Below are 12197 nucleotides of genomic sequence, written 5' to 3'. Positions count from 1 at the left end.
GCGTTCGACAGCGCGGCCGCTATCGGACCGTCGCGTGCCGAAAGAAAGGTGGATGAGTCGTTACTCGTCGTTGGTGTCCACGGCGGAGGTCTCCTCCTCCTCGTAGACCTCCTCGGGGTGGGCTTCCAGCGTCGCCTTCTCCACCTCGACCCGGCGGAGCGGGTAGATGGTGTTGGCCTCGCTGTAGATCGCACTGGAGAGACGTCCCTCGAGAACGGAGTCGATGAGCCCCTCGAAGGTGCGCTCCTCGGCGGCCTCTTCGACGAGCTCGATCATGAGGCGGCGGATAGCCTTCTGCTGGCTGTCGTCCGCGCTCTTCGTCGTGTACGCGACCGGCTGGAGGCGCACGCGGTAGTCGTCCGTCGTCTCGACGGTGATGACCGAGGCGATCTTCGAGGAGCCGCGACGAACGAGGCTCCGCTGATAGTCGCGCGTGAGCTCGGACTGGACGAACTCGGTGTACGCCGAGTCGCTGCCGACGTCCGCCACCTGGAAGGTGAGCTTGAGGTCGTTCTCACCGCCCGACTCGCCCGTGACGTCGCCGAGGGTGGCTTCGATGGTGCGATCGAGCACCTTCTCCGGTTCGTCCGCGAGGGTCTCGCCGAGCTCCGCCCGGTCGAACTGCTCGGGGGCGATCACGGTGTACCATCGCTTCTGCTGGTTCTGCTTGGATACTGAACGTTCGCTCATATGTTGTGTGTCATGTGTCGGTTTGCGTGCTGTGCAACCTCGTTCGCCACCGTGACGTTCACCACGTAGTCGTCCGTCGTCGCGCGCAGGCCGCTGGTGTCCTCACGTTCGATCGTTGTGACGACCGTGTCGTCATCGACACGCGTCGTCATCGACTCGGTGTTGTCCGGGCGGACCGCATTCGCGATCAGCTCGGCGTCGTCGTGCGCGGTACGAACCGTCGCACTACGGCCGGCGTCGCTCACGAGAGAACCTCCCGAACGCCGTCGAGGACGATGTCCGCGTCCGTCTCGGGCGTACGCGCGTGCGCCTCTGTGCCGGCGACGGCATCCGCGCCGACCGCCGTGGCAAGCGTCTCGCGCGCGTCCGGTCCGTCCGGTGTCGTCGCGAGCGCCGCGCCGTCGATTCCGACGACGAGCGCCGCGGGGTCCTCGGTGAGCGTGTCGCGCACGAGTCGCGCGAGCGGCCACGCGGGCGCGTCAACGTCGCAGACGACGAGCCCACTGTATCGCGACGGGTCCGCCGTCCGGAGCGCCGCGTGCGTCGCGCTCGCGTGCTCGCGCCACGCGTCGAGCGCCATCGGCCGATCCGCGACGCCGATCGCGAGTGCCGACGCGAGCCCCGGGGCGGCGACCGCGAGACAGTCAAGGACGTCCGCATAGCCCTCCACCGTCTCGAACGGCGCGTCCGGAGTGACGTGTGGCCGGAGGACGTCGGCGAGCGCCTCGACGGCGCGCGGCGCAGCGCCCTCGGTTGCGTCGAGTGCGACCCGCGACGCCAGTCGACGCCGCGCGTCGTCGTCGAGTTCCGCCGGGAGAGCGAGCTCCGCGAGCAACGCGCCCGCCTGGCGGTCGTCGCCCGACCAGTCGGCGTGCAGCCGCGTTGCGTGCGCGAGCCCATCCGAGAGATCCGCGACCGGTAACCCGACACCCGGCCGGCGCTCGAACGCGTCAGCGAGGTCGCCCATCGGAGCATCACCGGCCGCACAGACGCCCGCGAGCGCAAGCGCCCGATCCGGCTCGTGGAACTCGCTCGCTGTCTCGAACGCCGTTCTCGAGAGCGGATCGCCCCCGAGCGTCGCGTCCGCGACCGTGTCGTCGAATCCGACCGCGAGCGTCGTATCGTCGTCCTCGCCGGCGAGCAGCCGATCGCTCGCCGCGCCACGCGTCGCCGCGACGCTCAGCTGATACGGCGTCCGGGTCGCCGCACAGGCCCGCGCAAGCAGGCCCGCGGCGGCGAGCGCGTCGCCATCCGGTCGTGCAACTACGCGGACGAACGCCGCCTCGCGGCAGCGCTCGGCCAGCAGTGTCGCGTCACCGGACGACTCTGGACGGCCCGTGGTGGACATCGGGGTTACTCTTCGAGGAGTTCGACGGCGACCTCGTACGAGTACGTGAAGTCCTCGTCGAGCTCGTCACCGCGGTAGTAGTCCGCGAGCCGGCGGATCTTCGACTCCGTGTTCTGGAGCGCGCGCCGGTTCTGGTGGTCCTGTCCGTTCTGTTCGACGTGCCCGCGAAGGCGGATCGCCTTCTCGAGGAGGTTGCGGAAGTCCTCGGGAAGCTCGGGTTCGGCGTCGTTCTCCTCGAGGATCTCGGTGACCTTCTTGTCCGCCGCGAGCTTCACGTCCGGGACCGGCGTCCCCTGAACGCCCTCGTCGCGTAGCTGCATGCCGATCTGGCTGGGGTCGTACCCTTCCTCGGCCAGTTCGACGACGCGCTCTTCGATGGCGTCGGCGTCCACGTCGCTCCACTCCGGAGGTTCGTCTGCCGCCGGCTTGTCCGAACCGGACGAGCCGCGACGGCGGGTGTGCATTCGTGCCATAGTGTGAATTGGAACGACACGAACCGCTGTGCGGCGCTGGGCGCAATTGACGCCCGAGCACTGCCACACTCCCAAGCCGCCCAATTGGACGGCGCGTCGGATATGCGGCCGTGCAGTTCCCTACGACATCGTCGGTGTCTCGGACGCTAAAGGGTTTCCACTTCCGTCGAGGGCGGATCGAAGGGTTCAATTACGTCCCCCGGATACGGAAGGATGCGTTCGAGGGCTCGTAGATCAGTGGTAGATCACTCCCTTGGCATGGGAGAGGCCCCGGGTTCGAATCCCGGCGAGTCCATACTATTTTATTTGACATTTCTGCCCCGTCGTTCTGATTCCTTTATTTCCCCGTATATCAGCTGTTGAGCGGCTTTCTCTCCCTTTCACCGCTACTATACTCTCCGATATCCCATGAATTCTGATATTATACAGTAGTATTATTGACCTGATCGCCGGGTTTTGAAGTAGAACCATAGTGGGAGAGCGGTACAAGTACCGAACGTGGCTACAGCACGTCTACGTTGATCTCGACTGGACGCAAACTCGAATTGCGGAGGAATGCGGTGTTTCTGCGCGGACGGTCGGCAATTGGATCGATAAGCTCGGCGTCGTGAAGAACCGCCACGATCCGGCGTGACATCCTCCCCGCCGTGAACGGCGGGGCTTCCCGCACGGTGGGAATGCCAGTCAGTCGCCGTCACCAGAACCAGAGGTTCTGGTTGGCTCACGAGACTGCGTCTCGTGAACGCTGGCAGAGGGTTTCGACTCTTGGAACGTTGTGAGTGTCATCTGCGAGGGTGTCTCGCTCTGCTCACACTGAGTCGTGGCGGTGTCACAACCGCTCCCGTCCTGTGGCGAGTCATCGTCTGCCTGTTTCCACGGCAGGCTCTCTCCCCACGGGTCTACGCGACGTGCGATATTCGCACTCGCGTTAATATCCGCTTGAAACGTCGATACGTGGCACTCAGGGTTCTTGCACTTGAACTCGGCTTGTCGGGGGCGATACCCGATGTGCTTGCACGAGTGACACGTCTTCGAGGTGTACTGCGGGTGGACGTACCGCACCGGAATCCCGGCGTCCTTCGCTTTGTCCTCGATTCGACCTTGCAACCGAGCGAACGCCCACGAGTGTAGGCGTCGGTTCATGTACTTCCCGTAATCCAGCGACTCGCGGATGTACGCCAAGTCCTCCATCACGATGACGGGGTTCTCGAACTGTCGGGCGTATTCCACGGACTCACGAGACGCCTGCTCGATGATGTCCGTGAGTCGGTTCTGGTAGTACGAGAAGCGTTCTTCGACGCGCCACTCCGACGCATCGCGCTCTTGCAGCCGCTTGAGCGTCGTGAACATCTCCTTTCGGAGTCGCTTGGCTTCCTTCCCGTTGATGAGCAACGGGTTCGTCGGGGTGTCGTACTGGAGGGCACAGCCCGTGACCAGCATCGACTCACCAATATCGAAGCCAACCCGAGTCGGGTTCTCGGGCATCTCGGTCGTGTCTTCGACCTCGTACGCAACGGTAACGTGGAGCGTCCACGTCTTCCGGTGTTTCTGTAAGCGCAGTTCGCCCACGTTGGTACTCGACTCATCGTCGAGCAGGTCGTCCCACAGCTCCTCCTGTTCAGGATTCAGTCGAAGTGGAATCCAGAAGTTGGTTCCGCGACCGGGTTGTGGAACGTTCCAGCAGATTTCGTATTCACGCGATGAGTCACGGTCGAACTTCCCGGCCCGATTCACGAATTGGAGGGGGTGTTCGTCGTCCAACTCGTTGGCGTTGTACGTGTTGTGGAGTTTCGGGACGTAGGATTTGAGGGCGTCTTTCGCTTGGTACGGTAGGTTGTACGGTGTCACCACGTCGTTCGTGGCACCCATCGTCGTACAGTCTTGCTCGAAGGCGTTGTTGAGTGCGTCTCGGTATTCAGACAGCGTTTGCTGGAGGCGTTGCTCTTTGCACCGCGTGGGTGGTGCGAGCGTGGCTTCCAGCGTCTTATTCGCCGTCTGAGTCGTTGACATCGTAGCCTTCGGATTCGAGTGCTTTGCGGAGGAGTTCGGGGTACGCTCGTGAGTGGCGTATCCCGTGGTCGCGGGCGTACTCCTTCACGGCTTCGTGAAGTTGCCCGTCTCGCTCCATATCGAAGTCGGCCCTCATTCACCTAAGCGTAAGTTCCTACGTAAGTTAGAGGTGACGGTCGGCATTCAGGCCAAGTACCAGAGCGTGGTTAGTGTGGGCGTTGTCGGATTCCCTCCCGGCCTGAAGGCCGGGATTCCCTCCTTGTAGGAAGATGGCTGACCGACAAATACGTTAAAGAACACCTTTCACAGCGGCAGATCGGCAAGCTTTGCGACACGGGAAGTTCCACAATAGGGGATCAGCTACGGAAGCACGGGATCGAACGGGAGCGGAAATACCGGGATCGGACGTGGTTGCGGGAGAAGTACGAGCGTGAGGAGCTGACGATCCACGAGATCGCGGACACCGTCGACGTCGGGGACTACGCGATCCGCTACTGGCTCGTGAAAAACGGTATTGAGCGTCGCGGCACCGTGTTCCCGGTCGGGGATCACCCCGTCGACTACGACCAGACACGCCTCGCAAAGTGGGCCGAGCAGGTGAAGGAGCGCGACGGCCACGCGTGCGTCGCGTGTTCGAGCACGGAGCGCCTGCACGCCCACCACGTCGTGCCGAAGTACGAGGACCGAAGCGAGGAGATGCTGTACGGGCTCGACAACGGCGAGACGCTCTATCGGGCCTGCCACGCGAAGCGACACCGCGAGCGCGGTGACGAGTCGATTGCGAGGCTGCTCAGGCACACGCCGCACTGACGACCCTCGAAGGGGGGAGTCGCTCTAGTACCCGAGCAGTTCGTCGAGGTCGATCGACTCGTCGCCGTCGGGGACGAGCACGTCGGCGGTGCTGCCGGTCGCGTCTACCTCGCGCTCGAAGTCGTCGGTATCCTGCTCGATGGGCGGGAAGGTGTCGTAGTGGATGGGGACTGCGTAGTCGGCGTCGAGCCAGTCGACGGCGACGGCGGCCTGCCACGGCCCCATCGTGAAGTGGTCGCCGATGGGGACGGCGACGACGTCGGGCTCCAGATACGGTGCGATGACGTCGCGCATCTCCGTGTGGAGGCTCGTGTCGCCGGCGTGGTAGAAGGCCTGACTCTCGCTATCGGCGACCTGCGTGGGCTTCGTGTCGCTGACGACGTAGCCGGCGGGCATCCCGCCGGTCGCGCCGTAGTCGGTGTCGAGGCCGTTGGAGTGGTCCGCTCGGACCATCGTCACGTAGGCTTCTTCGGTCTCGAAGGTGCCGCCGAGGTTCATGCCGGTGCCGTCCTCGATGCCGTACTCGTCGGTCAGATAGCTGATGATCTCGGGCGTCGCGACGAAGTGCGCCCCGCGGAAGCGATCGGCGTCCGCGATGTGGTCGGCGTGGCCGTGCGTGATCAGCACGTAGTCGGGGTCGAGCTCCTCGGGATCCGTCTCCGTCTTCGGGTTGTCGAAGAACGGGTCGATGAGGAGGGACTCGTCACCGATCTCGACGCCGAACGTGGAGTGGCCGTACCAAGTGATCTCCATAACGGGTTGAGTTACTCGTGGAGACGTCATAAAGCCTGTCGGCCGGGTGGATTCCGCCGACTCCGCCGAGATCGCGGGGCGGCCGCGGACCTCGTGGCCGCGACCCGAACCGTTAGGAAGTGTCCACGTCGATACGTCGGTATGGACGAACGCACCCTCGGTTCGACGGGGTTCGACGTGACGCCGATCAGCCTTGGGACGTGGGAGATCGGCAGCGACTGGGGCGAGGTCGACGAGGCTGAGGCCCGCGACGCGCTGCACGCCGCGCTCGATGAAGGAATTACCTTCCTCGACACCGCGGACGTCTACGGCGACGGCCGCTCGGAGCGCCTCATCGCGGACGTACTCGCGGAGCGCGAGGAGGAGCCGACGGTCGCGACAAAAGCCGGCCGACGGCTCGACCCGCACGTCGCCGCCGACTACGACGAGGCCCACCTACGGGCGTTCGTCGAGCGCTCGCGCGAGACCCTCGACGTCGACACGGTCGACCTCCTCCAGTTGCACTGCCCGCCGACGGACGCCTACTACCAGCCCGAGACGTTCGCCGCACTCGAGACGCTGCGGGACGACGGCCTGCTCGCCCACTACGGCGTCTCCGTGGAGCGCGTCGAGGAGGCGCTGAAGGCGATCGAGTACGACGGCGTCGAGACGGTGCAGATCATCTTCAACCCGTTCCGCCAGCGCCCCGCGGAACGGCTCTTCGAGCGCGCCACCGAGGAGAACGTCGGCATCATCGTCCGCGTCCCGCTCGCCTCCGGCTTGCTGACCGGTGCGGTGGACGCCTCGACGGAGTTCGACGCGGACGACCACCGAAACTTCAACGTCGAGGGCGAGGCGTTTGATGTCGGCGAGACGTTCGCGGGTGTCCCGCAGGACGTCGGCGCGCACGCCGCGGACGAACTCGCCGCGTACGCGCCGGCGGACGTGACGCTCGCGCAGTTCACCCTCCGGTGGATCCTCGATCACGACGCCGTCTCGACGGTGATTCCGGGGAGCACCTCGCCGGCGCACATCGCGGAGAACGTCGAGGCCGCCGACCTCGCGCCGCTCAGCCACCGCCAGCACGGCGCGGCGCGCGACGTCTACGAGGCGTACGTGAAGGAGTACGTCCACCAGCGCTGGTGACGTCGAACCCAAACGCTTACTCCCCACCCGGCGAATCGCCCACGCATGCGACACGTTCGCTTCCGTGACGAGGCCGGCGCAATTCGAGAGGGCGAGTATCACGACGACGGGACCGTCTCTTTCGGCGGCCGGACGCACGCCGTCGACGACGTCGAGGTCCTCGCGCCCTGCGAGCCCACGAAGATCGTCTGCGTCGGGCGCAACTACGCGAAACACGCCGCGGAGCGAAACGAGGACGTTCCGGACCGCCCGCTGCTCTTCTTGAAGCCGCCAAACGCCGTCGCGGGCCACGGCGACACCGTGACGCTCCCACGCGAGCGCGAGAACATCGAACACGAGATCGAGTTCGCGGTCGTGATCGGCGAACAGTGCCGGAACGTCGCGGCGGAAGACGCGGACGACGTCGTCGCGGGCTACACGATCGCGGACGACGTCTCGAATCGCGACGATCAGTCGCGCGAGCAGAACTGGGTGCGCGGGAAGGCCTTCGACGGCGCGTGTCCGCTCGGGCCGGTGCTCGCCGATCCCGAGCACGTCGACCCGGACGACGCGGCACTCGAGCTGCGCGTGAATGGCGAGGTTCGCCAGTCCTCGAACACCGAGCACTTCATCTTCGACGTGCCGACGCTGATCGCAGAGATCACGCGCTACATGACGCTCGAAGAAGGCGACGTGATCCTCACGGGCACGCCGGAGGGCGTCGGGCCGCTGGAGGCCGGCGACCACGTCGAGGCCGAGATCGAGGGGGTTGGCACCCTCGAGCACGACGTCCGGCGGGACTGAGACCGATCAGGCCCCGAGAACGCCGAGCCCGGAGACCGGGACGCCGACGGCCCCGAGGACGAAGACGACGATGGCGGTGGCGACCCACGCGACGAGTGCGATGAGGATCGCGTTCACCCACCCGCCGCGGTAGCGCCAGTTGATGACGGCGACGTACGCGACGAGGGCGAGGAGACTCCCGATCACGGGCACCCACGAGAGTACCGCCCACGCGAGCGCGCCGACGAGGGCGGTGATCACGGCGTGCGAGTAGTCCTCGACGCCGGTGATGACGCGCGCGCCGACGTAGATGCCGAGGCCGCCGACGAGGAGGCTAATCACGAACAGGAGTAGTGAACCGATCGCACTTGCCATACAGATGACGACGGCGGCGGAGCGGAAAAAGCGCGGGGGCCGATAGCGAGAGTCCGGAGCGGCTTCAGAGCCCGGCGGCGAGCGCGCCGGCGTCGACGAGGAGGAGGAGCGCGACGACGCTCGCGGCGCGCAGGCGCGTCGACGCGTCGCGGGCGGGACTCCGGACCTTATCGACGGCGATCCCGTCGCGGATCGTCGAGGCCCCCATCTCGGTCAGCGTGGCGAGCGCGAGCCAGAGCACGACCATCGCGGCGACGAGGTAGCCGCTGGTGCTCGACCAGTAGGCCGTGGTCGTCGCGACGCCCATCGGGCTGGCCATGAAGCCGCCGGTGAGGAGCTGAACGATCGCGCTGACACGCGAAATGGTGGTGAGTTTGCCCGTGGTCGATTCGAGCGCGCTGGCCGAGAGGTCGCCGTCGCGTCCGAGCGGGAGGACGGCATACGCGAAGTAGCAGACGCTCCCGGTCCACAGCGCGGCGAAGACGAAGTGGATCACGAACGCCGCGGAGAGTGCTGTCGCCATGCTCGTGCATGCAAGCGGGCACCCCTAAGGCGTAGCGGTCGCGCGACGATGGCGACGCGCGACGTGCTCACCGTCGTCCACGACGGGTGCGGCAACAACGGCCAAGTCGGTGCCCGCCGTCCACCCGGTCATGTCCAGCGTCGTCCTCGACGACGATCCGAAGCTCGATCCACAGGTGTTCCGCGAGACCCTCGGTACGTCCGTCACCGTCGCACCGATCGACACGACCGAGTCGTTCCGTGCGGCCGTCCGCGAACACGGGGCGCGCGCCGCGGTAGCCACGGGCGGCGTCGACGTGACCCGCGACCTCCTCGCCGGCCTCAACAGCCTCGCCGTCTACGGACAGGCCTCGATCGGCCTCGACAACGTGGACCTCGACGTCGCGGCCGACCTCGGCATCACGGTCACGCACGCCCCCGGCTACTGCGTGGACGAAGTGGCGACGCACACGCTCGCCCTCTTTCTCGCGTGCGTCCGTGACGTGCCCGCTCACGATCAGCGCGTTCGCGACGGGATGTGGAGCGAGTGGGCGGGCCGGGAGCTCCACCGCCTTCGCGGCGATACCGTGGGCCTCGTCGCCTTCGGCGACATCGCGCGCGCCGTGGCCGATCGCTTACAGGGCTTCGGCCTCGATGTCGTCGCTTACGACCCGTATGTGGACGCGGAGACGATGCACGAGCACGGCGTGGCGAAGGTCGGCGTCGATGGGTTGTGCGACGCCGCCGACCATCTCTCCGTGCACGCGCCGCTCACTGACGCGACGCGCGGGCTCGTCGACGACGCGTGGCTCGACGCGCTCCCCGTACGCGGCGTCGTCGTGAACACCGGTCGCGGGGGCGTCGTCGACGAGGACGCCCTCCGCGCGGCGCTCGATGACGGCGCGATCGCGGCCGCGGGACTCGACGTTTTCGAGACGGAGCCACCCGTAGGCTCGCCGCTCCGCGGACGCGACGACGTGGTGACGACGCCCCACATGGGGTGGTACTCCGCCGAGGCGCGCGCGGAAGCGAACGAGACGGTCGCACACGACGTCGCCCGTGTCCTGGCTGGCGAGGAGCCCGCGCACGCGGTCGGCCCGGCCGAGTGGTAGGTGGCTTGCATCGGCCGGTTTAAGTCTCGGCGGCGGTTCTCTCGGGATATGCGACCACGGGACCTCTCGGATCACGTCGAGTACCGCGCGGGGCGCGGCATCGAGGAAGTCGCCCGCGAACTCGGCCGCGACCCCGAGGAGTTCGTCAAGCTCGCGTCGAACGAAAACATGTTCGGGCCGAGCCCCGCGGCCGTCGACGCCATCGAGGCCAGCGCCGACGAGGTGCACCACTACCCGACGGCCGACCACCAGGATCTCACGGCCGCGCTCGCCGAGCGCTGGGACGTGACGAGCGAGCAGGTGTGGCTCGCCAACGGCGGCGACGGCGCGCTCGACTACCTTTCGCGGGCCGCCCTCGAACCCGGCGACGCGGTGCTCGTCCCCGCACCCGGCTTCGCCTACTACGGGATGAGCGCGCGCTTCCACCACGGCGACGTGAACGAGTACGACGTGACGACCGACGACGGCTTCGAGCTCACCGCCGACGCCGTCCTCGACGCCTACGACGGCGAGCGGATCGTCCACCTCACGAGCCCGCACAACCCCAGCGGCGCGCGCTTCACGATCGATGCGATCGAAGAAATTGCCGAGGAAACGAAGGAGGAGACGCTCGTCGTCGTCGACGAGGCGTATGGCGAGTTTGACGACGCACCGAGCGCGCTCGAACTCGTCCGCGAGCGTGACGATATAGCCGTCCTCCGCACGTTCTCGAAGGCGTATGGCCTCGCGGGCCTCCGGCTCGGCTATGCGCTCGTCCCCGAGGCGTGGGCGGACGCCTACGCGCGCGTGAACACGCCGTTCGCGGCGAGTTTCGTCGCGTGCCGTGCTGGTCTCGCCGCGCTCGAAGACGACGAACACGTCGAGCAGACGGTCGAGGCGGCGCGCTGGAGCCGCGACTACATGGCCGAGCACGTCGATGCGCCGACGTACGAGAGCCACGCGAACTTCCTGCTCGTCGAGGTGGGCGACGCGAGCGCCGTCGCGGAGACGCTCCAGGAGCGCGGTGTCATCGTCCGTGACTGTTCGAGCTTCGGGCTCCCCGAATGTATCCGGATCACCTGCGGCACCGAGGACGAGACGAAACGCGTCGTCGACGAACTCAACGAGGTGCTCGCATGAGGGTTGTCGTCACCGGCACGCCGGGCACGGGCAAAACCACCGCGACGGAACAGCTCGACACCGACCTCGACGTCGTCCACCTGAACGACGTGATCCGCGAGGAGGGCTTCTACACGGAGCGCGACGAGGAACGCGACAGTCTCGTCGCCGACATCGACGCGCTCATCGCGGAGTACGCGGAGGCCGACGACGTGCTCGTCGAGAGCCACCTCGCCCACCACCTCGACGACGTCGATCGCGTGATCGTCCTCCGCTGTGCGCCCGACGTCCTCGAAGAACGGCTCCGTGAGCGCGGAGAGGCCGAGGCGAAAGCCAACGAAAACGCGGAATCCGAGGCCCTCGACGTGATCCTCGGTGAGGCCGTCCGCAAACACGGCGAGGAGCGCGTTTACGAGATCGACACGACGGAGCGGTCGCCCGACGCCGTCGCGGCGGAGATCGGTGCCGTCATCGACGGCGAGCGTGAGCCGAGCGCGGGCGAGGTGGACTTCACGGAGTACCTCCTGTGACGCTCGATCGGCTCCGCCCGCTCGCGTCCCGCCTGCTCCGGCCGTTCGTCGCTCTCTCGGTGCGCCTCGGGCTCACGCCGGACGCGATCAGCGTCCTCGCGTTCCTCCTCGCGATCGCGGCCGCGGGCACGTTCTACGTCGGGAGCGCCGCGGGGTACGTCGTGGGCGCGGTCCTCGTCTTCCTGAACGGCTGGCTCGACCTCCTCGACGGCGCGGTGGCGCGCGAAACTGGTGTCGACTCGGAGGGCGGCGACCTCCTCGATCACGTCCTCGATCGCTATGCGGACGTCGTCATCCTCGCTGGCCTCGCTGCGGGCGTCGGATCATGGCTGCTCGGCTTCGCCGCTGTGACCGGCGTCCTCCTCACCTCCTACCTCGGGACGCAGATCCAGGCCGTCGGGCTCGGCCGGCAGTACGGCGGGTTGCTCGGGCGCGCGGACCGCCTCGCCCTCGTGGGTATCGTCGGCGTCCTTTCCGCAGTTATCCCCGTCGTCGGCGGCTTCAGCCTCGTCGCGTGGCTGCTGGGCTTCTTCGCCGTCGTCGGCCACCTCACCGCCTTCCAGCGCTTCTGGGGCGCGTGGAGTGATCTCCGCGACTCCTCGTAGCGCAT

Annotated in this window: 17 protein-coding genes and 1 tRNA gene; 9 read left to right on the top strand and 9 right to left on the bottom strand. The window is 66.8% G+C overall.

Annotation, left to right across the window (positions count from 1 at the left end; all coding sequences use genetic code 11):
* Positions 1-60: 60 nt before the first annotated feature.
* From ABDZ36_RS05060 to ABDZ36_RS05045, 4 genes are read right to left on the bottom strand one after another with little or no spacing between them, the layout of a single operon-like run.
* On the bottom strand, positions 61-690 hold the full coding sequence (locus ABDZ36_RS05060) for a 30S ribosomal protein S3ae (RefSeq protein ID WP_211312530.1): 630 nt from the start codon (positions 688-690) through the stop codon (positions 61-63).
* On the bottom strand, positions 687-935 hold the full coding sequence (locus tag ABDZ36_RS05055) for a KEOPS complex subunit Pcc1 (protein ID WP_211312531.1): 249 nt from the start codon (positions 933-935) through the stop codon (positions 687-689). Before ABDZ36_RS05055 ends, ABDZ36_RS05060 begins: the two co-directional genes overlap by 4 nt.
* A complete protein-coding gene (locus ABDZ36_RS05050) occupies positions 932-2038 on the bottom strand; it encodes a hypothetical protein (RefSeq protein WP_211312532.1) in 1107 nt (368 codons plus the stop codon). The genes ABDZ36_RS05055 and ABDZ36_RS05050 overlap by 4 nt, the downstream gene beginning before the upstream one ends.
* A gap of 5 nt (positions 2039-2043) precedes the next feature.
* Positions 2044-2511, bottom strand: coding sequence for a 30S ribosomal protein S15 (locus ABDZ36_RS05045; protein ID WP_211312533.1), 468 nt, complete (start codon positions 2509-2511; stop codon positions 2044-2046).
* A 223-nt stretch (positions 2512-2734) separates the two neighbouring features.
* On the opposite strand from ABDZ36_RS05045, the gene ABDZ36_RS05040 reads away from it, so the two are divergent.
* Positions 2735-2806: transfer RNA gene (locus tag ABDZ36_RS05040), tRNA-Ala, on the top strand.
* 177 nt (positions 2807-2983) lie between these two features.
* Positions 2984-3145, top strand: a complete 162-nt coding sequence (locus ABDZ36_RS05035) for a helix-turn-helix domain-containing protein (RefSeq protein WP_211312534.1) — start codon at positions 2984-2986, stop codon at positions 3143-3145.
* Positions 3146-3195: 50 nt separating this feature from the next.
* Here ABDZ36_RS05035 and ABDZ36_RS05030 read toward each other — a convergent pair whose 3' ends face one another.
* The gene (locus tag ABDZ36_RS05030) at positions 3196-4521 is read right to left on the bottom strand and encodes an RNA-guided endonuclease TnpB family protein (protein ID WP_211312535.1); all 1326 of its coding nucleotides are present in this window, start codon (positions 4519-4521) and stop codon (positions 3196-3198) included.
* Positions 4496-4657 (bottom strand): hypothetical protein, encoded by a 162-nt coding sequence (locus tag ABDZ36_RS05025; RefSeq protein ID WP_343749229.1) that lies wholly within the window; start codon positions 4655-4657, stop codon positions 4496-4498. The genes ABDZ36_RS05030 and ABDZ36_RS05025 overlap by 26 nt, the downstream gene beginning before the upstream one ends.
* Positions 4658-4932: 275 nt before the next feature.
* Between ABDZ36_RS05025 and ABDZ36_RS05020 the strand changes: the two genes are divergently transcribed.
* Positions 4933-5331, top strand: a complete 399-nt coding sequence (locus ABDZ36_RS05020; protein ID WP_211312536.1) for an HNH endonuclease — start codon at positions 4933-4935, stop codon at positions 5329-5331.
* A gap of 24 nt (positions 5332-5355) precedes the next feature.
* Here the strand turns inward: ABDZ36_RS05020 and ABDZ36_RS05015 are convergent, their stop codons facing one another.
* Positions 5356-6084: a metal-dependent hydrolase gene (locus ABDZ36_RS05015; protein ID WP_211312537.1), complete on the bottom strand. Its 729-nt coding sequence runs from the start codon at positions 6082-6084 to the stop codon at positions 5356-5358.
* A gap of 141 nt (positions 6085-6225) precedes the next feature.
* On the opposite strand from ABDZ36_RS05015, the gene ABDZ36_RS05010 reads away from it, so the two are divergent.
* Together ABDZ36_RS05010 and ABDZ36_RS05005 are read left to right on the top strand one after the other, a co-directional pair.
* Positions 6226-7209: an aldo/keto reductase gene (locus ABDZ36_RS05010; protein ID WP_211312538.1), complete on the top strand. Its 984-nt coding sequence runs from the start codon at positions 6226-6228 to the stop codon at positions 7207-7209.
* A 45-nt stretch (positions 7210-7254) separates the two neighbouring features.
* On the top strand, positions 7255-7992 hold the full coding sequence (locus ABDZ36_RS05005) for a fumarylacetoacetate hydrolase family protein (RefSeq protein WP_211312539.1): 738 nt from the start codon (positions 7255-7257) through the stop codon (positions 7990-7992).
* Between the two features lie 6 nt (positions 7993-7998).
* Here the strand turns inward: ABDZ36_RS05005 and ABDZ36_RS05000 are convergent, their stop codons facing one another.
* Positions 7999-8346, bottom strand: a complete 348-nt coding sequence (locus tag ABDZ36_RS05000; protein WP_211312540.1) for a hypothetical protein — start codon at positions 8344-8346, stop codon at positions 7999-8001.
* Between the two features lie 64 nt (positions 8347-8410).
* The gene (locus ABDZ36_RS04995; RefSeq protein ID WP_211312541.1) at positions 8411-8869 is read right to left on the bottom strand and encodes a transporter; all 459 of its coding nucleotides are present in this window, start codon (positions 8867-8869) and stop codon (positions 8411-8413) included.
* 130 nt (positions 8870-8999) lie between these two features.
* Between ABDZ36_RS04995 and ABDZ36_RS04990 the strand changes: the two genes are divergently transcribed.
* Genes ABDZ36_RS04990 through ABDZ36_RS04975 form a run of 4 tightly spaced genes read left to right on the top strand, consistent with a single transcriptional unit; the run spans position 9000 to position 12192 of the window.
* On the top strand, positions 9000-9959 hold the full coding sequence (locus tag ABDZ36_RS04990; RefSeq protein ID WP_211312542.1) for a C-terminal binding protein: 960 nt from the start codon (positions 9000-9002) through the stop codon (positions 9957-9959).
* A 48-nt stretch (positions 9960-10007) separates the two neighbouring features.
* Positions 10008-11078: a histidinol-phosphate transaminase gene (hisC, locus tag ABDZ36_RS04985; RefSeq protein ID WP_211312543.1), complete on the top strand. Its 1071-nt coding sequence runs from the start codon at positions 10008-10010 to the stop codon at positions 11076-11078.
* Positions 11075-11587 (top strand): adenylate kinase family protein, encoded by a 513-nt coding sequence (locus ABDZ36_RS04980; RefSeq protein ID WP_211312544.1) that lies wholly within the window; start codon positions 11075-11077, stop codon positions 11585-11587. The genes hisC and ABDZ36_RS04980 overlap by 4 nt, the downstream gene beginning before the upstream one ends.
* Positions 11584-12192 carry a CDP-alcohol phosphatidyltransferase family protein gene (locus tag ABDZ36_RS04975; RefSeq protein ID WP_211312545.1) on the top strand — a complete coding sequence of 203 codons (609 nt, stop codon included), beginning with the start codon at positions 11584-11586 and terminating at the stop codon, positions 12190-12192. Before ABDZ36_RS04980 ends, ABDZ36_RS04975 begins: the two co-directional genes overlap by 4 nt.
* The last annotated feature ends 5 nt before the right edge of the window (positions 12193-12197 follow it).

This window comes from Halarchaeum salinum (genome assembly GCF_039520965.1).
GTDB lineage: Archaea > Halobacteriota > Halobacteria > Halobacteriales > Halobacteriaceae > Halarchaeum > Halarchaeum salinum.
The sequence above is the reverse complement of the archived record's forward strand: the minus strand, read 5'-3'. Positions and strand labels throughout refer to the sequence as shown.